Origin of the sequence: Cellulomonas sp. JZ18, from assembly GCF_009720485.1 — a bacterium.
In the GTDB taxonomy this organism is placed as follows: domain Bacteria; phylum Actinomycetota; class Actinomycetes; order Actinomycetales; family Cellulomonadaceae; genus Cellulomonas.
In genome coordinates this window covers 2,873,965-2,896,303 of sequence record NZ_CP045245.1, presented here as the reverse complement: position 1 = coordinate 2,896,303, position 22,339 = coordinate 2,873,965, and the positions used below count along the sequence as shown (strand labels likewise).

Here is a 22,339-nt window from a genome sequence, read left to right as displayed (position 1 = left end):
AGAACGTGCGGCGAGGGGTCAGGGCCGGCGGCGCGCGGTGCTGCCGCGGGCCACCAGGCGGGGCAGCGGGGCGGTCGACGTCGTCGGGTGCCCCGACGCGAGGAGGTTGAGGACGGAGTCCGCGACCTGCACGCCCATCGCGTGCACGTCGAGGCTCATCGCCGACAGGGGCGGGTGGGCGAGGCGGCACAGCGCGGAGTCGTCCCACGCGAGCAGGGAGACGTCCCGCGGCACGGCCAGCCCCAGCTCGTGCGCGACGCCGATGCCGGCGACCGCCATGACGTCGTTGTCGTACACGATCGCCGACGGCGCGTTGCCGTTGCCCCGCCCGAGCAGCGCGCGCGTGCAGCGCGTGCCCGACTCCTCGCCGTAGTCGCCCTCCAGGACGACGCCCCGCGCACCCAGCGCGTCGCACTCCTCGAGGAAGGCGACCGTGCGGACCTGCGTGTGCGTGAGCGTCGCCGGCCCCGACACGCGCCCGATCGTCATGTGCCCGAGGCCGACGAGGTAGCCGACCGCGTCGCGCATGGCCTGGCCGTTGTCGATCCACACGTGCGCGACGTCCCGCAGGTCGCGGTCCGGGCCGCCGACGACGACGGTCGGGATGGCGAGCTCGCGCAGCACCGCCAGCCGGGGGTCGTCCTGCACGATGTTCACGAGCACGACCGCGTCGACGAGACCGCCCTCGCCCCACCGCCGGTAGGCGCGGATCTCGGCGTCGTGGTCGGGCACGACGTGCAGCAGCAGCGAGCGCCCGTCGGTCGAGAGCGTCTCCTCGATGCCCGCGATGAGCTCCATGAAGAACGGCTCGAGCCCGAGCATGCGGGCCGGGCGGGCCAGCACGAGGCCGATCGCGTCCGAGCCCTGGGTCACGCCCGTCAGCGTAGTGGCCGCCGTCCCGCCGCCCGTGCCCCTCGCACCGCCGTCCGCACCGCCCCCCGCACCGCCGTCCGCACCGCCGGCCGCACCGCCGACCGGGCGATGCCCTACTGCCGGCGCGCGGCCGGCCACGCGCTCACCGGCCGACGGCGGCGCCGTGCCGTGCGGGCACGACGACGTCGTTGGCGGTGCGCAGGACCGGTGCACGCAGCAGGTCGCGCGGGTCGAGCGGCGCCGCGGTGCGCACCCGGAACCGCGCCCGCGCGCCCGCCGGCAGCGTCACCAGGGCGTCGTCGACACGGGCCTGCGGGTCCACGTGGTCGACGAGGAGGGTCACGTCCCGGGCGAGCGAGCGGGCGACGACCTCGACCTCGAACCCGTCCTGCGTCGGGGTGGCCGTGGCGTCGAGCGGCTGCGGGTCCAGGTCGAGGTCGACGTCCTCGACCCACGTGTGCACCGTGCGCGCGTGGTCGAGCGTCACCACGAGCACCTCGCGCGCCGGGTCGACGGGGGTGCGCAGGCGCTCGGCCAGCGCGAACGTGCCGACCGACCACGCCCCGACCGTGAGCGGCAGGTCGGCGGCCGCGAGGACGGTGCCGTCCAGGCGCTGCCGCTCGAGGCGCGCGACGCCCTTCCACAGGGTGGGGGTGTCGTTCACGGCCACGAGCGCGTCACGGCCCTCCCGCGGCTGCACGGTGACGAGGCGCTCGGCGAACGCGGCGCGCATCGCGTACCAGAGCGGCTTGGGCCGCTCGTCCCCGTCGACCGCCGCCCACGAGGTCACCGGCCAGCAGTCGTTGAGCTGCCACACGACCGCGCCGGCGGTCGTGGGCCACCACGACCGGTAGTGCTCGACCGCGAACCGGATCGCCCGGGCCTGGTTGAGCTGTGCAGCCCAGTGCCAGTCGACGAAGTCGTCGGGGACGCCGAGGTGGGGTGCCATGCCACGGTCGAGCTTGCCGTTGCCGTCGTCCGCCTTCTGGTGCAGCAGGAAGGTCGGGTGCTTCTTGCCCGCGACGTCGCCCCGCTCGTCGCGGACCGCGCGCCGCAGCGTCGCCCACGTCGGCGGGCCCTGGAAGCCGAACTCCGAGCAGAACCGGGGGACCTCGTCGCGGTAGACGCGGTAGTCCACCCGGTTCCAGACCTCCCACTGGTGGTGGGTGCCGTGGTCGGGGTCGTTGGGGTGGACGTCGTCGGGGTCGAAGCCGGGGGAGGTCGGGCTGTTCGCCACGTAGGGGCGCGTGGGGTCGAGCTCGGCGACGACCGCGGGCAGGACCTCGAGCGCGTACGCCCGGCCCCACGTGCGCCCGTCGAGCTCGTCCTTCCAGCCCCAGTCCTCGTGGCCCCACAGGTTCTCGTTGCCGCCGTTCCACAGCACGAGGGAGGGGTGCGGGGTGAGCCGCGCGACGTGCTCGCGGGCCTCCGCCTCGATCTCGTCGCGCAGCGGCTGCTCCTCCGGGTACGCCGCGCAGGCCAGCAGGAAGTCCTGCCAGACGAGCAGCCCGCGCTCGTCGCACAGCTCGTAGAAGTCCTCCGACTCGTACACGCCGCCGCCCCACACCCGCAGGAGGTTCAGGTGCGCGCCGAGGGCCTGGTCGAGCCGGCGCGCGACGCGGGCACGCGTCAGCCGCGTCAGCAGGTGGTCGTCGGGGATCCAGTTGGCGCCCTTGACGAAGACGGGACGGCCGTTGACGCGCAGCGTGAACCCGGTGCCGGCCTCGTCCGGCGACGTGTCGAGCTCGACCGTGCGGAAGCCGATCCGGCGGGTCCAGGTGCCGAGCGCGGGGCCGGTGCCGCGGGCGGCGGCCGGTGCGCCGAGGTCGGCGGCGCGCAGCTCGACCGTGAGCGCGTGCAGCGGCTGCGCTCCGTGGCCGACCGGCCACCACAGCGGGACGTGCGGCACCTCCAGCCGCAGCACGGCGCCGGTGGCGCCCGCGTCGACCCGTGCGACGGCGTCGACGCCCGCGACGGCGGCGCGCACGACGAGCGGGACGTCGCCACCGGGCAGGCCGGACCGCTCGACGTCGACGTGCAGCGTCACGACGCCGGTCCCGTCGGGGTCCACGGTGACGAGCGGACGCACGCCGGCGAGCCGGGCGGTGCGCCAGCGCTCGACGCGCACCGGTCGCCAGAGCCCCGCGGTCTGCAGGTCCGGCCCCCAGTCCCAGCCGAAGGAGCACGCCATCTTGCGCACCATGTTGAACGGCTGCGGGTAGGCGAGCGGCCGCGGCCCGAGCCGGGCCGCCTCCGACTCGGCGTGCGCGAGGGCCGACGCGACCTCGACGCGCAGCCGCTGCGTCGCCGGTCGCACGCGGTCGCGCAGGTCGACCCGGTACGAGCGGTGCATGTTGCGCGTGCGGAGCACCTCCTCACCGTCGAGCAGCACGGTGCCGACCGTGTCCACGCCCTCCAGCACGAGGTCGACCCGCTCGTCGGCGGCCGGCAGGTCGAGGACGAGCTCGCGCTCGTACGCCCAGTCGACGTGCCGCATCCACGCGAGCCGGCGCTCGTTGTCGTCGACGTACGGGTCGTCGACGAGCCCGGCGTCGAGCAGGTGCGTGTGCGACGTGCCGGGGACGCGGACCCGCAGCCCGCCGTGCAGCCGGTCGGCGAGGTCGGGGGGACCTCACCACCGGTCGCGGTGAGCGTCCAGCCGTCGTGCAGGTCGGTGCGGTTCACGGGTCTCCTCGTGGTGGGGCGGACGGCGCGGGGCGGACCGCGAGGCGCGCTCGCGCTGCGTGGTCGTGCGACGACGGGCGGTCGTACGACGGGGCGGTCGTGCGACGGGGCGGTCGTGCGACGGGCGGGCCGTGCGGGCGGCCGTGCCGGGCGCCGTCGTCAGCGGCGGGGGAGCGGGGTCACTTCGTCGCGCCGGACGTGAACCCGTTGTAGATGTAGCGCTGCAGGAACAGGAACAGCACCAGGATCGGCACGATCGTGATGATCACGCCCGCCGAGATGACGTGCCATTCCGACCCGTACGGCCCCTTGAAGGCGAACAGGGCCGTCGAGATCGGCCGCAGGTCCGGGTCCGGCAGGTACAGGAACGGCAGGAAGAACTCGTTGTAGATGCCGATGCCCTTGATGATCACCACGGTGGCGATCGCCGGCTTGAGGTTGGGCAGGATGATCTGGAAGAAGATCCGCAGGTGACCTGCGCCCTCGATCATCGCCGCCTCGTCGAGCGAGCGCGGGATGGCCCGCATGAACTGCAGGAAGATGTACACCGAGATGATGTCAGTGCCCATGAAGAGCAGGACCAGCGCCCAGCGGGTGTTGTACAGGCCGAGCCCGTTGATGATCTGGAACGTGGCGACCTGCGTGGTGACACCGGGCACGAGCGTCGCGAGCAGGAACAGGTTGAGCACCGCGCCGCGACCGACGAACCGGAACCGGTCGATCGCGTACGCGGTGGCGGCGCCGACGAGGATCGTGCCCGCGATCGCCGCGGCGAAGACGAGCACGGTGTTGAGGAACCCGAGCGCCATCCCGCCGCGCGTGAACGCGGTGACGTAGTTGTCGAGCGTCCAGCTCTGCGGCAGCGCGAACGGGTTGGTCGCGAGGAACTCCTGCCCCGTCTTGAAGGAGCCGAACAGGATCAGCCCGAGGGGCAGCAGCGTCACGACGGACGCCACGACCAGCGAGGCGTACTTCAGCGTCCCGGTGATCGCGCGCGTCATGTCAGGTCCACCTCTCGCTCGGGCACCAGGCGGCGCTGCAGCCACGTCACCAGCAGGACGATCACGAGCAGCACGACGGCCATCGCCGACGCCAGCCCCACGGTGTTGCGGTTGAACGCCATCCAGATCGTGCGGATGACGAACGTCTCGGTGCCGTTGCCGCCGTTGGTCATGACGAACGGGATCTCGAAGACCGACAGGGCGCCGGAGATCGCGAGGATGAACGACAGCCCGAGGATCGGGCGGATCGACGGCAGGATGATGTGCCAGAACTGGTGCCACCGGGTCGCGCCGTCGATCTCGGCGGCCTCGTAGATCTCGCTGCTGATGGACGAGATCGCCCCGAGGAACATGACGAAGTTCAGCCCCATGTAGCGCCACACGGACACGGCCGCGAGCGAGTAGTTCGCGACGTCCGGGTCGCCGGTCCACTGCTGCACCAGGCTCTCCAGCCCTGCCGTCAGCAGGACGGTGTCCAGGCCGCCGCCGGGCTTGAGGAAGTTGAGGAAGATGAGGCCGATCGCGACGCCGTTGATGAGGTAGGGGAAGAACAGGATGCCCTTCCACAGGTTCTTCGCGCGGACCTTGAAGGACAGGATCGTCGCGAAGTACAGCGCGAGCGCCATCTGCACGAACGACGCGCCGAAGTAGTAGAGGGACACCCAGAAGACCCGCACGTTGTCCGGGTCGGTGAAGACCTCGACGTAGTTCTCCGGGCCGACGAAGTTCTTGACCTTGTCGAGGCCGTCCCAGTCGGTCACCGAGTACCAGAACATGTTCGCCACCGGCACGTACGTGAGCAGCACGAGCAGGGCGAGCGGGACCAGCAGGAACAGGTAGGGGGTCAGCCGGCGCGACCAGGTGGGGGCGCCGCCCGTACCGCCCGGCCTGCGCCGGGCGGTACGGGCCACGCCGTCCGCCGCCGTGGCCGCCGTGGTCGAGGCCTGCAGGCTCGACGGAGCGGTGGTCATGGCGTGGACCTCAGTCGCCGACCTCGGCGCGGCCCTCGGCCCACGCCGTGTTGAGCTCGTCGAAGATCTGCTGCTTCGTCTTCGCGCCCGAGCGGGCCGCGTCGATCGTCGCCTGGCGGAACTTCGGGTCGGTCGTGACGATGCCGGAGGCGGTGTCGATGTCCGCGAAGAGGGACTCCTCGCCCTCGGGCGCCGGGTTGAGCGTGATCAGCTCGACCTGCTCCATGAAGCCCTGCAACGCCGCGGGGACGGGGCCGCCCTTCAGCGGGGACAGGCCCACCTGCGACTCCGAGTAGCCGGACTCCTCGTTGAACCAGTCGATCCAGGCGCGCGCGGTGACCTTGTTGTCGGAGTTGACGTTGATCCCGAGGTTGTAGTCGCCGCCGGCGACCGCGTGGAACTTCCCGTCGACCTGGACGGGGACCGGCATGTAGGCGATGTCGTCGGCGCTCGCACCGGCCTCCTCCGCCGCGGCCTGCATCTGCGGGATCGCCCACGAGCCGAGGACCATGGTCGCGACCTGGCCCGTGCCGAGCAGCCGCTTGGACTCCTCCCAGTTCGTGGTCGTCGGGTCGGCCTCGACCAGGTCCTGCGCGACCGCGTCGTAGATCGTGCCGTCCACCACGCCGTAGTCGGTGCCCTCGGCCCACGGCTCGTCGGACTCGACCATCGCGTTCTTCCAGTCGGGGTCCGCCGTCACGGCGCCGAGCCAGCCGTCCCACTGCGAGAGCGGCCAGCCGTCCTTGTAGTTCGTGTACAGCGGCGCGACCTCGGCGACACCCGCGTCCTTGATCGTCTGCAGGTCGGCGAGGAACTCCTCCGGCGTGGTGGGGAAGTCGGTGACGCCGGCCTCCTCCCAGACGCGCTTGTTGTAGACGACGCCCTGCACGTTGCCGACGACGGGGATGCCGTACGACTGGCCCTCGTAGGACTTGTCGTTGATCCAGCTGTACCTCTCCGCCATCTCCTCCTGGCTGCCGAGCGGCTCGAAGAACTGCTCGTACTGGTCGGGCGTCACGGAGCCGGGGATGGCGAGGACGTCGCCGTACTCGTCGGTGTTCATGCGCGTCTTGACCTCGCCCTCGTAGTCGGTGAGGGCCTCGACGGTCACGTCGGTGACGTCCGGGTACTTCTCCGTGAACTGCTCGACGTACTCGTCGAACGTGCCGTCCTCCACCAGGTCGGTGCGCCAGGTGAGGACGGTGATCTCGCCGGACGGCTCGCCGTCGGCGGCCTGCTGGCCCGAGCCCGAGCCGCCGCCGGAGCACGCGGCCGTCAGGGCGAGGACCGTGAGTGCCGCGGACGCCGCGGCGACGCGCGCACGTCGCTGGGGAAGGAACATCGTTGATCCTCTCGTCGTGGCCGGCACCTCGGTGTGCCGACGGCAGGTGCGGGAGGACCTCGAGGGCCCGTCCGCGCGCCGTGGTAGATTCTTAGGCCGCTGAACAAAGTAAGTCAACGGGTGAGCGTCGTGCCCGTCCGTCGCCCCGGTCCGTATCGTGAGGAGCCGCCCGTGAGACCTCGCGACGGCGCCACCAGGACGGGAGGACGCGTGAACGGTGCGCAGCCGGGCCTCGGCGCTGCCCATGCCAGCAGCCGGGCGGCGATCCTCGACGTGATCCGCGCCGCCGGCACCATCAGCCGCGTCGAGCTCACCCGTGCGACCGGCCTCACCGCGGCCACGGTCTCCACGGTCGTCCGCCGCCTCATCGACGAGGGCCTCGTCGTCGAGGCCGGACGCGCGGAGTCGACCGGCGGGAAGCCGCGCATGCTCCTGCAGCTCGACCCGTACGCGCGGTACGCGGTGGGCGTGCACCTCGACCACGCCGGCATCACCTACGTGATCGCCAACCTCGGCGGCGCCGTCGTCGCCCGCTGGCGCCGGCCGGGCGCCGGTGCGGACGACCCGCGCGACGTCGTCGCGCGCATCGCCGCCGAGATCGCCACGACGATGACGCGGATCGGCATCGAGCCCGCCGTCGTGCTCGGCGTGGGCGTCGTCTCGCCCGGGCCGATCTCCACGTCGACCGGCATGACGCTCACCCCGCCCGTGATGCAGCACTGGGCCGAGTTCCCCCTCGCCGCCGCCATCGAGGACGCGACCGGCCTGCCGGTCCTACTCGACAACGACGCCACCGCCGCCGCGGTCGGCGAGTACTGGTCGGGCGGCGTCGCCACCGGGGCGGCGTGCGCGACGCTCTACATGGGCACGGGCATCGGCGCCGGGATCGTCGTCGACGGGACGGTCTACCGGGGGCGCAGCTCGAACGCCGGCGAGATCGGGCACGTGTGCGTCGCGCTCGACGGGCCCGAGTGCTGGTGCGGCAGCCGCGGCTGCGTCGAGGCGTTCGCCGGCCCCGCCGCCGTCGTCGCGCAGGCCACCGCGGCCGGCGTCGCGCTTCCCGGCCGCGGCGTGTCCGAGGACTTCGCCGCCCTCGCGCGCGCCGCCGCCCGCGGCGAGGCCGAGCCGATGCGCCTGCTGCGCGCGTCCGCCGAGTACCTCGGGGTCGCCGCGCAGACGCTCGCGAACGTGCTCGACCTCGACCTCGTCGTCCTCACGGGGCCGTCCTTCGCGCTCGCGGGCTCGCTGTACCTGCCCGCCGTGCAGGAGCGGCTCGCGCGCGGGTTCTTCGCGCGCGGGGCGCACCCGGTGCGCGTCACCATCTCGACGCACGCGTCGGAGGCGGCGGCCGTCGGCGGGGCCGCGCTCGTGCTGCAGAGCGAGCTCGCACCGCGCCAGGTCGGCACGCGCATGGTCGTCGAGACGCTCACGGACCTGCCGACCGGCGCATGAGAGCCCCCGCTCCGCGTGCCGCGCCGCCCTCGGCCGGCGGCAACCCGGGCGGCATCCCGGGCGGCAGCGGGGGCGGGTCGGAAGGTCGGGCGGGCGCTGCTCAGGGCAGGAGCCGGTCCAGCCCCGCCTCGGGGATGGGTGCCCACGTCGGACGGTTGCGCGCCTCGTAGACGACCTCGTACAGCGTCTTGTCCAGCTCGAGCGCGCGCAGCAGCAGCGCCCGCGTGGCGTCGTCGACGCCCGACGGCGCGGCGGCCGCGTAGCCGGCGAGGAAGCCGTCGCGCGCGTCCGCCGTCCACGCCTGCGCCGGCGGCCCCGTCAGGCCGCCCACTGCCGCCGCGTAGTCGAAGGACCGCAGCACGCCGGCCACGTCGCGCAGGGCGAGGTCGGGGCGCGTGCGCTCGGCGAGGGGGGCGAGCGGCTCGCCCTCGAAGTCGATGACGAACCAGCGCCCGCGCGAGCGCAGCACCTGCCCCAGGTGCAGGTCCCCGTGCACCCGCTGGCGCGGGGGAGCGGTGGGCAGCGCCGCGACCTGCGCGGCGACGGCCCGCACGGCGTCGGCCCGCTCAGCGACCCGGGGCACCGCCGCGGTGGCCCACGCGAGGCGCGTCGTCAGCGCACCGGCCACCGTCGCCGGGCCCGCGGCGTCGTCCGTCGTGCCGAACGCCTCGGCCAGCGCCGCGTGCATGCCCGCGACCACCTCCCCGAGCTCGCGCGCCGCCTCGCCGAACGGCCTGCCCTCGCGCGCCCACGCGCACGCCAGCTCGAAGCCGTCCTCCGCACCGGGCACGAACGCGCTCATGACGCCGAGGTAGCCCACGGCCGGTCCGCCGTCCGCGGTGGTCCAGCGGACCTGCGCCCACGCGAGCGGCTCCGGCACGCCGTCCCAGCCCTGCTCCGTGAGGCGTCGCGGCACGTCGATGTCCGGGTTCTCGCCCGCGGCGACCGTGCGCAGGACCTTGAGGATCCCGAGGGGCGCGCCGGTGGCCCGGTCCGGCAGCACCACCGACGTGTTCGACTGCTCGCCGGTGACGACCCGGGCGGCCGTGACGTCGACGTCGGCGCCGGGCCCGTCCGCGTGCGCGAGCCAGGCCGCGAGGAACGACGGGTGCCCCGCGCCGTCGAGCACCGTGCTGTCGCCGAGCGCGCCGACGACCGACGCCGGGCCCCCCGCCGCACCGGGCACGAGCACGACCGGGACCTGGAGCACGACGTCCACCGACCCGGCCCGCGCGCGCACGAGGAGCACGCGCACGTCGTCCGCCAGGTCGACCGTCGCGACGCACGTCAGCTCCGCCTCGGCGCCCTTCACGGGGTACCAGCGCCGCTCGGGCAGCCAGTCGCGCAGCAGCGCGACCACGGCGTCGTCGTGGGCGTCCGGGCGGCGGGCGTCGAGGATCACGGTGCGGTCAGCTCCAGCCAGTAGAAGTCGCGCGAGCCCAGCGTGAACGTCGCGGTGCCGTCCGGCCGCACGTCGGGGAACGCCGCGCCGCCGAACACGTCGCGCAGGTGCCAGCCCGCGTGCTCCGGCAGCGAGACCGTGGTCGCGCGCGCTGTCGCGGCGAGGTTCGCGACGACGAGCATCGTCTGCTCCTGCGTGCGGCGCAGGAACGTGAGCACGGCGTCGTTCTCCGAGGGCACGATCTGGAACGAGCCGAGCCCCAGCGCCCGGTGCCGCCGGCGCACGGCGAGCATGCCGTGCACCCAGTGCAGCAGCGACGTCGGCTGCGCGAGCTGGCTCTCCACGTTGATGTTGCCGTAGTGGTAGACGAGCGACTGGACCACCGGCAGGTAGAGCTTGCCGGGGTCCGCGACCGAGAAGCCCGCGTTGCGGTCCGGCGTCCACTGCATCGGGGTGCGCACCGCGTCGCGGTCCGGCAGCCAGATGTTGTCGCCCATGCCGATCTCGTCGCCGTAGTACAGGCAGGGGCTGCCCGGCAGCGAGAGCAGCAGCGCGTGCGCGAGCTCGATCTCCTTGCGCGAGTTGTCGAGCAGCGGGGCGAGCCGGCGGCGGATGCCGACGTTCGCGCGCATGCGCGAGTCCGGCGCGTACCACCCGTACATCGACGCGCGCTCCTCGGTGGAGACCATCTCGAGCGTGAGCTCGTCGTGGTTGCGCAGGAAGGTGCTCCACTGCCCGCCCGACGTCGGGATCGGCGGGGTGTCGGCGAGGATGTCGACGATCTGCGTCGCCCGCTGGTCGCGCAGCGCGTAGAAGATGCGCGGCATGACCGGGAAGTGGAAGCACATGTGGCACTCCGGCGCCTCCTCGGTGCCGTAGTAGTGCACGACGTCCTCCGGCCACTGGTTCGCCTCCGCCAGCATGATCCGGCCCGGGAACTCGGTGTCGATCATGCGCCGCAGGTCCGCGAGGAACCGGTGCGTCTCGGGGAGGTTCTCGCAGTTCGTGCCCTCGGCCTCGAACAGGTACGGCACGGCGTCGAGGCGGAACCCGTCGACCCCGAGGTTCAGCCAGAACCGCGCGACGTCGAACATCGCCTCCACCACGCGCGGGTTCTCGAAGTTCAGGTCCGGCTGGTGGGAGAAGAACCGGTGCCAGAAGTACTGGCGGCGCACGGGGTCGAAGGTCCAGTTGGACGTCTCGGTGTCGACGAAGATGATCCGCGCGTCCTGGTAGCGCGTGTTGTCGTCGCTCCACACGTAGAAGTCCCCGTACGGGCCCTCGGGGTCCGAGCGCGACGCCTGGAACCACGGGTGCTGGTCGCTCGTGTGGTTCATGACGAGGTCGACGACGATCCGCATGCCCCGCCGGTGGACCTCCTGCACGAGCGTGCGGAAGTCGTCGATCGTGCCGTACTGCGGTGCGACGGCCGTGTAGTCGGACACGTCGTACCCGCCGTCGCGCATGGGCGAGGGGTAGAACGGCGGCAGCCACAGGCAGTCCACGCCCAGCCACTGCAGGTAGTCCAGGCGCTGCACGAGGCCCTGCAGGTCACCGCTGCCGTGCCCCGAGGAGTCGGAGAACGTGCGCAGCATGACCTCGTAGAACACGGCCGTGCGGTACCAGTCCGGGTCGTCGTCGCGGCCGTCGCGGCCGGCCGGCTCCGGCACGGCCGGCTGGCGCCGCTCGGGCAGGCCCCGCAGCGCGATCGCGCCCGTGGTGGGCGGCGGCTCGCGGTGCGGGGCCGTCGCGACGCCGGCACGGGCCGAGGTCCCGTCCGCGCGCGCGGTCGTCTCGCCCGGGGCCGGACCGCTGCCGGCCGGGCGGGCGTCGGTGCTCACGCGACCTCGCCGGGGTGCTGCAGGTGCACGACGTGGGCCACGCGGACGGACGGGTCGAGCCGCACGTACGGGTGCGACGTCCAGGCGTACGTCTCCTGCGAGAGCACGTCGTGCGCCACCACGGCGCGGTCCGTCGGCAGGCCGAACGCCGCGAGGTCCAGCTCGACGACGCCCTCGCGCGCGTTCCACGTGTCGAGGTTGACGACGACCACGACCGTGTCGGCCCGGCCCGTGGGGGAGTGCGCCGCGTCGAGGTGGCGCGAGAAGCACACCAGCGCGTCGTCCGTCGTCGGGTGCACCCGCACGTCGCGCAGCTGCTGCAGCGCGGGGTGCGCCCGGCGGATCTCGTTGAGGCGGCCGATCAGCAGCGCGATGCCGAGGTCGTCGCCGCGCGACCAGTCGCGCGGCCGGAACTCGTACTTCTCGTTGTCGATCTGCTCCTCGACGCCGGGGCGCGGCACGTTCTCCACGAGCTCGTAGCCGGAGTAGACGCCCCACGTGGGCGACCCGAGCGCGGCGAGCACCGCGCGGACCGCGAAGCCCGTCGTGCCCGTCGCCTGCAGGTACGGGGGCAGGATGTCGTGCGTCGTGGGCCAGAAGCTCGGCCGCATCCACGCGCCCTGCTCGCCGCCGACCTCCGCGAGGTACTCCTCGAGCTCGGCCTTCGTGTTCCGCCACGTGAAGTACGTGTACGACTGGTGGAAGCCGATCTTGGCGAGGGTGAGCATCATGGCCGGCCGCGTGAACGCCTCGGACAGCCAGATCACCTCGGGGTGGTCGCGGTGGACGTCCGCCAGCAGGCGCTGCCAGAACGACAGCGGCTTGGTGTGCGGGTTGTCGACCCGGAACAGCGTCACCCCGTGGTCGATCCAGACCTGCACGACCCGGCGGATCTCGGCGTAGATCCCCTCGGGGTCGTTGTCGAAGTTGAGGGGGTAGATGTCCTGGTACTTCTTCGGCGGGTTCTCGGCGTAGGCGATGGACCCGTCGGCCCGCGTCGTGAACCACTCGGGGTGCTCGCGCACCCACGGGTGGTCCGGCGACGCCTGCAGCGCCAGGTCGAGCGCCACCTCCATGCCGAGCCCGCGGGCGCGCGCGACGAACGCGTCGAAGTCCTCGAACGTGCCGAGGGACGGCTCGATCGCGTCGTGCCCGCCGTCGGGCGAGCCGATCGCGTACGGCGAGCCGGGGTCGCCGGGCTCCGCCGTGAGCGCGTTGTTGCGCCCCTTGCGGTGCGCGGTGCCGATCGGGTGGATCGGCGTCAGGTACACGACGTCGAAGCCCATGGACGCGATGCGCGGCAGCTCCTCCGCGGCCGTGCGCAGCGTCCCGGAGCGCCACTCGCCCGTCGCCTCGTCGTAGGTCGCGCCGTGCGAGCGCGGGAACATCTCGTACCAGGCGCCCGCGAGCGCGAGCGGGCGGTGCACCGTCAGCGGGTACGCGCGCGAGGACGTCACCAGGTCGCGCAGCGGGGTCCGGGCCAGGGCGGCCCGCACCTCGGGGGCGAGGGCCGCCGCGAGCCGCGCCGCCGGGGGACGGCCGGTGTCCTCGAGCGCCGCGACGGCGTCGAGGAGCGTGCGGGCGTCGGCCTGGGGCATCGCGTCGTCCCCGGCGCGGTCCGCGGCGCGGCGCAGCACGCGTGCGCCCTCGGTGAGCATGAGCTCGACGTCGACGCCGGCCTCGACCTTGATCGCGGCGTCGTGCGACCACGTGCCGTAGGGGTCGGACCAGCCCTCGACGCGGAACGTCCAGTCGCCCTCGGCGTCGGGCACCAGGCGGGCCTCGAACCGGTCGAGCCCGGGTGCGACGTCGACCATGCGCGCCCAGGAGTGGTCCGTGCCGTCGGGCCGCGTCAGCACCGCGGTGGCGCCCACGGCGTCGTGACCCTCGCGGAAGACGGTGGCGCGCACGACGACCGCCTCGCCCACGACCGCCTTGGCGGGGAAGCGCCCCTCCTCGGCGACGGGGGACACGTCCACCACCGGGATGCGGCCGACCGGCAGCGCGGGCGGGACCCCGACCCGCGACGCCGACGGTGCGGCTGCGGTGCCGGGCGCCGCGGCGGACGCGGGGGTCCCCTCGGACGCGGCGGCGGCAGCGGGCTGGCCGGCGGCGGGCTGGTCGGCGGGCTGGTCGGCGGGGGTCGGGCCGGGGCTCGGCGGGACCGGCGCGGAGGCGCGGGGACGACCGGGGCGGTGGCCGGCGACGTGCGACGCGGACGCTGGGGACTCCTCACGCTCCTGAACCTATCCGCCACCTCCCGGCCCCGGCATCCGCAGGGGCGCGGCCCGCGGCGAGCCGGACGCGTGTCCGGTTCGCCCCGTCCGGAGGGCTGTGCGAAACGTCCTGAATGCGTAGTCTGCGCGCGTGAGAGCGATCCGCCGGTTCACCGTGCGCACCGTCCTGCCCGCCCCGCTGGCCGGCCTGGACACCCTGGCCCGCAACCTGCGCTGGTCCTGGCACCCCGGCACGCGCGCCGTGCTGGCCGACCTGGACCGCGCGCTGTGGGACGAGGTCGAGGGCGACCCGGTCGCGTTCCTCGGCGCCCTGACGCGCGAGCGGCTCGACGCGCTCGCACGCGACGAGCGCGTCGTCGCCCGGGTCCGGGCCGCGATGGCGGACCTCACGTCGTACCGGCACGAGCCGCGCTGGTACCAGCGGCAGGGCGGGGCGGCGCTGCCCGCGTCCGTCGCGTACTTCTCGCCGGAGTTCGGCCTCGCGGCCGCGCTGCCGCAGTACTCCGGCGGGCTCGGGATCCTCGCCGGCGACCACCTCAAGAGCGCGTCCGACCTCGGGGTCCCGCTCGTCGGCGTCGGCCTGCTGTACCGCTCGGGGTACTTCCGCCAGGCGCTCGACCGCGACGGGTGGCAGACGGAGACCTACCCCGTGCTCGACCCCGACGGGCTGCCGCTGACGCTCCTGCGCGAGGACGACGGCGCACCGGCCGCCGTCCGGCTCGCGCTGCCGGGCGCCCGCACGCTCGAGGCGCAGGTCTGGGTCGCGCAGGTCGGGCGCGTCCCGCTGCTCCTGCTCGACTCGGACGTGCCCGCCAACGACGACGCGGGCCGGCACGTGACCGACCGGCTCTACGGCGGCGGCGGGGAGCACCGGCTCCAGCAGGAGCTGCTGCTGGGGTCGGGGGCGTGCGCGCGCTGCGGGCCTGGTCGCGGCTGACCGGCGCCCCGGCTCCCGACGTCTTCCACACCAACGAGGGCCACGCGGGGTTCCTGGGCGTCGAGCGGATCCGCGAGCTCGCCGCCGAGGGAGCCGACGTCGCGACCGCGCTCGAGGTGGTGCGCGCGACGACGGTGTTCACCACCCACACCCCGGTGCCGGCGGGGATCGACCGCTTCGAGGCGGGCGTCGTCGAGCAGTACGTGCAGGCGCTGCTCGAGGACGAGCCCCTGCCCGTCCCGACCGTCCTCGCGCTGGGTGCGGAGGACCACGAGGGCGGCGACCCGCTCACGTTCAACATGGCGGTCATGGGGCTGCGGCTCGCCGGCCGGGCGAACGGCGTGTCCGTGCTCCACGGACGCGTCTCGCGCGAGATGTTCGCGCCGCTGTGGCCCGGGTTCGACCCCGCCGAGGTGCCGATCGGCTCGATCACGAACGGCGTGCACGCCCCGACGTGGGTCGCGCCGGAGCTCACCGAGCTCGCGGCGGGGCGCATGACGGCCCAGGAGCTGGCGACCGGCCGTGGCTGGACGAGCCGGCAGGCCGTCACCGACGAGCAGCTGTGGTCCCTGCGCGGGCGCCTGCGCGCCCGTCTGGTCGAGGACGCCCGCGCCCGGGTGCGCGCGTCCTGGCGGCAGCGCGGCGCGGCGGACGTCGAGCTCGGCTGGGTCGACGACGTGCTCTCGCCCGACGTCCTCACGATCGGGTTCGCGCGCCGCGTCCCGACGTACAAGCGCCTCACGCTCATGCTCGCCGACCCCGACCGCTTCCGGTCCCTGCTGCTGCACCCCGAGCGGCCGGTGCAGGTCGTCGTCGCCGGCAAGGCGCACCCGGCCGACGCGCCCGGCAAGCGGCTCATCGCCGACCTCGTCGCGTTCGCGGACCAGCACGACGTGCGGCACCGCATCGTGTTCCTGCCCGACTACGACATGCGGATGGCGGCCACGTTGTACCCGGGCTGCGACCTGTGGCTCAACAACCCGCTGCGCCCGCTGGAGGCGTGCGGGACCTCGGGCATGAAGGTCGCGCTCAACGGCGGCCTCAACCTCTCCGTCCTCGACGGCTGGTGGGACGAGTGGTACGACGGCGAGAACGGCTGGGTCATCCCGACCGCGGACGGCGTCGAGGACCCCGAGACGCGCGACGCGCTCGAGGCCGCCGCGCTGTACGACGTGCTGGAGCACCAGGTGGTCCCGCGGTTCTACGACCGCGACGAGCGGGGCGTGCCGCGCCGCTGGCTCGACATGGTGCGTCACACGCTCGCCACGCTCGGACCCAAGGTGCAGGCCACCCGCATGGTCGCCGACTACGTCGCGCACCTGTACGTGCCGGCGGCCGCGACCGGCGCACGCCTGCGCGAGGACGACCTCGCCGGGGCGCGCGAGCTGGCCGCGTGGAAGGCCCGGGTGCGTGCCGCGTGGCCCGCGGTGCGGGTGGACCACGTCGACTCGGGCGGCGTGGGCGACTCGCCGCAGGTGGGGGACCGCCTGCACGTGCAGGCGTGGGTCGCGCTCGGCGACCTGACCCCGAGGACGTCGAGGTGCAGGTGCTGCACGGGCCCGTCGACGCCGAGGACCGGCTCACGTCGTTCACGACGCGCGCGCTCGCGGTGACGGACACGTTCGAGGCCGGCCGGTACGCGTTCGCCGGGGACGTCGACCTGGAGACGACGGGGGCGTTCGGCTACACGGTCCGGGTCGTGCCGCGGCACGAGGCGCTGACCTCGCCCGCCGAGCTGGGGCTGGTCGCGACGGCGGGCTGACGCGTCACAGCACGTCGACGAGCGCGCGGCCGGTGACGCGCCCCGTGAACAGGCACCCGCCGAGGAAGGTGCCCTCGAGCGCACGGTGGCCGTGCACGCCGCCGCCGCCGAAGCCCGCCGCCTCGCCGACCGCCCACAGCCCCGGCAGGACCTCCCCGTCCGGCCGCAGGACGCGCCCCTCGAGGTCGGTGGCCAGCCCGCCGAGCGTCTTGCGGGTGAGCACGGACAGGCGCACCGCGTACAGCGGCCCGTGCGCCGGGTCGAGGAACCGGTGCGGTGGCGCCACCCGGACGAGCCGGTCCACCGGGTAGCGGCGCGCCATCGCGCTCGCCGTCACCTGCAGGTCCTTGCCGAGACCCGTCGCGACCTGCGCGTCCCGCGCCGCGATCGTGCGGGCCAGGCGGTCGGCGTCGACCCGTGCCGTGCCCGTCAGCGCGTTCATGCCCGCGGCGAGCCCGGCCGGCGTCGTCGCCGTGACGAACTCCGGCGAGCGCCGGGCGAACTCCTCGACCGGTCCGACCGCGCCGGGCAGCACGCGCTGCAGCAGCTGCCGCACGCTGCGCCCGGTGAGGTCGGGGTTCTGCTCGGACCCGGACAGCGCGAGCTCCGCGCCGAGGACGGTGCGGTCGAGCACGAACCACGAGTGGTCGTCGCCCCGCCCGGTGACGTGCCGCAGCGCGCCGTGGGAGTCGAAACCGGGGAACAGCGGGACCGGCAGCCGCTCGCCGTCGGCGTCGAGCCACAGCGAGCTCGGTCCGGGCAGGATGCGGATGCCGTGCCGCGACCAGACCGGCGAGTGGTTCGCGATCCCCTCGGGGTAGTGCCACATCCGGCCGGCGTGCGCGACGTGCGCCCCGGCGTCCCTCGCCGCCGCGATGCCGGAGCCGTCGACGTGGTCGGGCACCCCGGAGAGCATGCGCTCGGGCAGCCGGCCCGCGTCCGCGGGCCACGTCGCGCGCACGAGGTCGTGGTTCGCCCCGATGCCGCCCGTCGCCACCACCACGGCGGGGGCGGGCAGCTCGAAGGGGCGCAGGACCGAGCGGCCCGACGGCGCCCCGCGCGGCGCCGGGTCGGGCGCGAGGACGTCCCCGCGCACCCCGGTGACGCGCCCGTCCGTCAGGACGAGCCCGGTGACGCGGTGGCGGAACCGCACCTCGACGTGGCCCGCCCGGTGCGCGTCGAGCAGGGCCCGCACGAACGGCTCCAGGACGCCGGGCCCGGTGCCCCACGTGACGTGGAACCGCGGGACGGAGTTGCCGTGGCCGTCGGCGAGGTACCCGCCGCGCTCCGCCCACTGCACGAGCGGGAACCACCGCACGCCCAGCCGGTGCAGCCAGTCGCGCATGCCGCCGGCCGCGAAGTCGACGAACCCCTCGGCCCACGCCCGGCCCCACCGGTCCGACCCGTCGTCGGCGAAGCCGGCGGACCCCAGCCAGTCGGCGAGCGCGAGCTCCGCCGAGTCGCGCACGCCCAGGCGCCGCTGCTCCGGGGAGTCGACGAGGAACAGGCCGCCGAACGACCACCACGCCTGCCCCCCGAGGCTCGCGGGCGGCTCCGCGTCCAGCAGGAGCACGCGCCGCCCGGCGGCGAGCAGCTCGGCGGTGGTGACCAGGCCCGCGAGGCCGGCACCGACGACCACGACGTCGTGGTGGCTCATGGGGCGCACTGTAGGTCAGGCGAGCACGTAGACCCGCATGCTCAGCGGCTCGAGCGTGGCGACGTCACCCGCCGCGGCGTGCGGCGGGCCGCCCGAGGTCGCGCCCTCGCCGGGGTGCTCCCACAGCGAGTCCCAGGCCAGGCGCCACGGTCGGTCGGCGTCACCCGCGAGCGTGACGTCGACCGCCGCGAGCGCGCCGTTGACGACCAGCAGCACGCGGTCGTCCTGGGTGCCGGGCGCGACGCGCAGCATCTGGAAGGTGCGGATCGAGGCGTCGTGCCACCGCCCGTGGTCGAACTCCGCCCCGTCCGCGCCGTACCAGGCGAGGTCGCGCGGTCCCCCCTCGCGCACCGGGGTGCCCGAGTAGAACCGGTGCGGCCGCAGCGCGGGGTGCTCGCGGCGCAGGGCGAGCAGGTGCCGCGCGGTCGCGAGCTGGTTGGCGCGCCAGTCGCTGAGGTCCCAGTGCACCCAGGAGATCGGGCCGTCCTGGCAGTACGCGTTGTTGTTGCCCTGCTGCGTGCGCCCGATCTCGTCGCCCGCGGTGATCATCGGCGTGCCGGCGGACAGCACGAGCGTGGCGAACAGGTTCCGGATGGAGCGCCGGCGCAGCGGTGCGACGTCGGCCGCGGGGGAGTCCGGGGTGACGGGTCCCTCGACCCCGTGGTTCCACGACCGGTTGTCGTCCGACCCGTCGCGGTTCTGCTCGCCGTTCGCCGCGTTGTGCTTGTGGTCGTAGGCGACGAGGTCCGCCATCGTGAACCCGTCGTGGGCGGTCACGTAGTTCACGGACGCCTGCGGGCCGCGCAGCAGCGGGGGCGTGCCGTGGCCGAACAGGTCGACCGACCCGGCCAGACGGGTCGCGAGGTCGCGCACGCGGTGCCCGGGCAGGCCGTGCGCCGCGCGCCCGGGGTCGGCGAGCCAGAAGGAGCGCACCGCGTTGCGGAAGCGGTCGTTCCACTCCGCGAACGGCGGCGGGAACTGGCCCGTGCGCCAGCCGCCCAGGCCGACGTCCCACGGCTCCGCGACCAGCTTGAGGTGGCCGAGGGACGGGTCGCTCGCGACGGCGACGAGCATCGCGTGGTCCGCGCGGTACCCGTCGTGGCTGCGCCCGAGCGTCACCGCCAGGTCGAACCGGAAGCCGTCGACGCCCACGACGTCGGCCCAGTAGCGCAGCGAGTCCAGCGCCGTCGCGACCACGCCCGTGCGGGAGAAGTCGAGGGAGTTGCCGGTGCCCGTGACGTCGTCGAGCGCGGCCGGCACCCCGCCGAGGTGCCGGTAGTAGTACGCGTTGTCGAGGCCGCGCCACGCGACGTGCTGCCCCGGCAGGCCGCCCTCGCACGTGTGGTTGTAGACGACGTCGAGGAGCACCTCGATGCCGGCCTCGTGCAGCGCGTGCACCGCGGCGCGCACCTCGTCGAGGACGGCCGCCGGGCCGGCGGCGCGCGCGGCGGCCGTCGCGTAGGCCGCGTGCGGGGCGAAGAACCCCAGCGTGCTGTAGCCCCAGTAGTTCGTGAGCCCCTTGGCGACGAGGTGCGGCTCGGACGTGAACGCGTGCACGGGCAGCAGCTCGAGCGCGGTCACGCCGAGGCTCTGCAGGTGCGCGACGACGGCCGGGTGCGCGAGACCGGCGTACGTGCCGCGCAGCTCGGGCGGCAGGTCGGGGTGCAGGTGGGTCAGGCCCTTGGTGTGCGCCTCGTAGACGACCGTGCGGGACCAGGGGGTGCGCGGGCGGTTCGCGGCCGGGTCGGGGCCCGGCAGGGCCCGCGTGTCGACCACGACGGCGTGCGGCACGTGCGCCGCCGAGTCACGCGGGTCCGCGGGCCCGTACGGGTCGCCCACGAGGTCGTCGCCGACGACGTGGCCGTACGTCTCGGGCCCGTACCCCAGCTCGCCGACGAGGCCGCGCGCGTACGGGTCGACCAGCAGCTTGGCGGGGTTGAACCGCAGGCCGCGGGCCGGCTCCCACGGCCCGTGCGCGCGGAACCCGTAGCGCTGCCCCGGCCGGACGCCGGGCACGGAGGCCGTCCACAGCCCGAGCTCGGGACCGTCGAGGCGCACCCGCCGCTCCGCGGGTGCCTCGGGTGGGCCGTCGAGCAGGCACAGCTCGACGGCGGTCGCGTGCGGCGCCAGCACGGCCACGTCCACGCCCGCGTCCGTGACGTGGACGCCGAGCCGGTGCGGCGGCCGTGCCGACGGGGTGGCGGGGGGAGCGCTCACACGGCCCATGGTGCCAGGACGCGCGTCCGGACGACGGCACGGCCCGGGTCGCGCGGGCGGCCGGGACGCCCGTGCCCACGGTGCGGTCGGCCGCCCGGGCGGGGTCGCGCAGCGGTAACGTTCGGCGCGTGAGGATCGTCGTCTGCGTGAAGTTCGTCCCGGACATCCAGTCCGACCGGCAGCTCGGCCCCGACGGACGGGTCGTGCGCGACGGGGGCGACGGGACCCTGAACGAGCTCGACGAGAACGCCGTCGAGGCCGCCCTCGCGCTCGTCGAGGAGCACGGGGGCGAGGTCGTCGTGCTGACGGTCGGCCCGGACGACGCCGTCGACGCCGTGCGCAAGGGCCTGCAGATGGGCGCCGACGAGGCCGTGCACGTGCTCGACGACGCCGTCGCCGGCTCCGACGCGATCGGCACGGCCGCCGTCCTCGCCGCGGCGGTGCGCCACCTGTCGGCGTCCGCGCCCGTCGACCTGGTGCTCACGGGCATGGCGGGGCTGGACGGCCTGACGTCGCTGCTGCCGACCGCGCTCGCGGAGGTCCTGGACCTGCCCGCGCTGCCGCTCGCCGCGGAGCTCGCGGTGGACCCGGCGGCGGGCACCGTCACCGTGACCCGGAACCTCGACCACGCGACCGAGGTGCTCACCGCGCCGCTGCCCGCGCTGGTGGCGGTCACCGACCAGACCAACGAGCCGCGGTACCCGAACTTCAAGGGCATCATGGCCGCCCGCAAGAAGCCGGTGACGACCCTCGCGCTCGCCGACCTGGGCGTCGACCCGGCGACCGTGGGGCTCGCGGGGCACGCACGCAGATCCTCGTCGCGGCCCCGCGCCCGCCGCGCGAGGACCGCGTGCTCGTCCACGACACCGGGGACGCCGGCACCCGCCTGGCCGCCTGGCTCGTCGACCGCGGCCTCGTCTGACGCGCCGCCCCTCCACCGTCGCCCCACCGAGAAGTCCGAGGACACCGCCGTGACCGCCACCCCCGTGCTCGTCCTGCTCGACCACGCCGCCGACGGCACGCTGCGGCCGCCGGTGCGCGAGCTGCTCACGCTCGCCCGCACGCTCGCGGACGGCGCCCCCGTCGAGGGCGTCTGGGCCGGTGCGCAGGCACCCGACGCGGCGCTGCCCGTGCTCGGCGAACAGGGTGTGACGACGGTGCACCGGCTCGTCACGGACGCCGACCTGCACGTGTCGGCCGTGCTCGCCGACGGCCTCGTCCAGGTCCTCGCGGCGACCGGCGCGACCCTGCTGCTCGCGGTCTCCTCGTTCGAGAACAAGGAGGCCGTGGCGCGCGTCGCCGTGCGCACCGGTGCGGGCGTCGTCACGGACGCCGACGGCGTGGTGCTCGAGGACGGCCGTGTCGTCGCGCACAAGACCGTGCTCGCCGGCACCTGGTCGACCCGCTGCGCCGTGACGGCACCGGTCGCGCTCGTGACCGTCAAGGCCAACTCGGTCGCCGCGCAGGACGCGGCGACGCCGACGCAGCCGGCGGTCGTGGAGCACACCGTGGACGTCTCGGACGCGTCGCGCCGCGTGCGGCTCGTCGAGCGGACCGAGCGCGCGGACTCGGGCCGGCCGGACCTCGGCTCGGCGCACGTCGTCGTCGTGGGCGGGCGCGGCACCGAGGGCGACTTCTCGCCCGTCGAGGAGCTCGCCGACGTGCTCGGTGCCGCGGTCGGCGCCACGCGCGTCGCGACCGACGAGGGCTGGATCGGGCACGACGCGCAGATCGGCCAGACGGGCGTGACGATCTCCCCCCGCCTCTACATCGGCGCCGGCGTCTCCGGCGCCGTGCACCACCGCGGTGGCATGCAGGCCTCCGGCACGATCGTGGCGGTCAACTCCGACCCGGACGCACCGATCTTCGAGATCGCCGACTTCGGCGTGGTGGGCGACCTGTTCACGGTGCTGCCGCAGGCCGCCGCCGAGCTGCGCCGGCGGCAGGGCTGACGCCGGGCCG

General features: G+C 74.6%; 12 protein-coding genes and 2 pseudogenes. 4 read left to right on the top strand and 10 right to left on the bottom strand.

All coding sequences use genetic code 11. The features are described 5' to 3' along the window. Positions 1-18 precede the first annotated feature (18 nt). The 5 genes from GC089_RS13115 to GC089_RS13095 form a co-directional block, all read right to left on the bottom strand. Complete coding sequence (locus GC089_RS13115) at positions 19-873, bottom strand: LacI family DNA-binding transcriptional regulator (protein WP_230684800.1); 855 nt, start codon at positions 871-873, stop codon at positions 19-21. Between the two features lie 142 nt (positions 874-1,015). After that, positions 1,016-3,370, bottom strand: coding sequence for a glycoside hydrolase family 2 protein (locus tag GC089_RS13110; protein ID WP_230684799.1), 2,355 nt, complete (start codon positions 3,368-3,370; stop codon positions 1,016-1,018). Between the two features lie 367 nt (positions 3,371-3,737). Then, on the bottom strand, positions 3,738-4,559 hold the full coding sequence (locus tag GC089_RS13105; protein ID WP_155378034.1) for a carbohydrate ABC transporter permease: 822 nt from the start codon (positions 4,557-4,559) through the stop codon (positions 3,738-3,740). Then, entirely contained in the window at positions 4,556-5,530 is a 975-nt protein-coding gene (locus GC089_RS13100) for a carbohydrate ABC transporter permease (RefSeq protein ID WP_155378033.1), read from the bottom strand. The genes GC089_RS13105 and GC089_RS13100 overlap by 4 nt, the downstream gene beginning before the upstream one ends. A 10-nt stretch (positions 5,531-5,540) precedes the next feature. Then, positions 5,541-6,872, bottom strand: a complete 1,332-nt coding sequence (locus GC089_RS13095) for an ABC transporter substrate-binding protein (RefSeq protein ID WP_155378032.1) — start codon at positions 6,870-6,872, stop codon at positions 5,541-5,543. Between the two features lie 210 nt (positions 6,873-7,082). Between GC089_RS13095 and GC089_RS13090 the strand changes: the two genes are divergently transcribed. After that, positions 7,083-8,324, top strand: coding sequence for an ROK family transcriptional regulator (locus GC089_RS13090; RefSeq protein ID WP_155378031.1), 1,242 nt, complete (start codon positions 7,083-7,085; stop codon positions 8,322-8,324). A 100-nt stretch (positions 8,325-8,424) separates the two neighbouring features. Here the strand turns inward: GC089_RS13090 and GC089_RS13085 are convergent, their stop codons facing one another. The 3 genes from GC089_RS13085 to GC089_RS13075 all read right to left on the bottom strand — a co-directional run bounded on the left by GC089_RS13085 (position 8,425) and on the right by GC089_RS13075 (position 13,570). Beyond that, complete coding sequence (locus tag GC089_RS13085; protein ID WP_155378030.1) at positions 8,425-9,726, bottom strand: phosphotransferase; 1,302 nt, start codon at positions 9,724-9,726, stop codon at positions 8,425-8,427. Further along, the gene (treS, locus tag GC089_RS13080; protein WP_155379222.1) at positions 9,723-11,435 is read right to left on the bottom strand and encodes a maltose alpha-D-glucosyltransferase; all 1,713 of its coding nucleotides are present in this window, start codon (positions 11,433-11,435) and stop codon (positions 9,723-9,725) included. Before treS ends, GC089_RS13085 begins: the two co-directional genes overlap by 4 nt. Before the next feature lie 128 nt (positions 11,436-11,563). After that, the gene (locus GC089_RS13075) at positions 11,564-13,570 is read right to left on the bottom strand and encodes an alpha-1,4-glucan--maltose-1-phosphate maltosyltransferase (RefSeq protein ID WP_155378029.1); all 2,007 of its coding nucleotides are present in this window, start codon (positions 13,568-13,570) and stop codon (positions 11,564-11,566) included. A gap of 364 nt (positions 13,571-13,934) precedes the next feature. Between GC089_RS13075 and glgP the strand changes: the two are divergent. Continuing rightward, a pseudogene (gene glgP, locus GC089_RS13070) lies at positions 13,935-16,503 on the top strand (alpha-glucan family phosphorylase). A 4-nt stretch (positions 16,504-16,507) separates the two neighbouring features. Here the strand turns inward: glgP and GC089_RS13065 are convergent. Further along, positions 16,508-18,160 (bottom strand): FAD-binding dehydrogenase, encoded by a 1,653-nt coding sequence (locus tag GC089_RS13065; protein ID WP_155378028.1) that lies wholly within the window; start codon positions 18,158-18,160, stop codon positions 16,508-16,510. A 15-nt stretch (positions 18,161-18,175) separates the two neighbouring features. Then, the gene (gene glgX, locus GC089_RS13060) at positions 18,176-20,386 is read right to left on the bottom strand and encodes a glycogen debranching protein GlgX (protein ID WP_155378027.1); all 2,211 of its coding nucleotides are present in this window, start codon (positions 20,384-20,386) and stop codon (positions 18,176-18,178) included. Positions 20,387-20,505: 119 nt separating this feature from the next. Between glgX and GC089_RS13055 the strand changes: the two are divergent. Continuing rightward, positions 20,506-21,299 (top strand): annotated as a pseudogene (locus GC089_RS13055) (electron transfer flavoprotein subunit beta). 49 nt (positions 21,300-21,348) lie between these two features. Further along, on the top strand, positions 21,349-22,329 hold the full coding sequence (locus GC089_RS13050) for an electron transfer flavoprotein subunit alpha/FixB family protein (RefSeq protein WP_155378026.1): 981 nt from the start codon (positions 21,349-21,351) through the stop codon (positions 22,327-22,329). Positions 22,330-22,339: the final 10 nt, after the last annotated feature.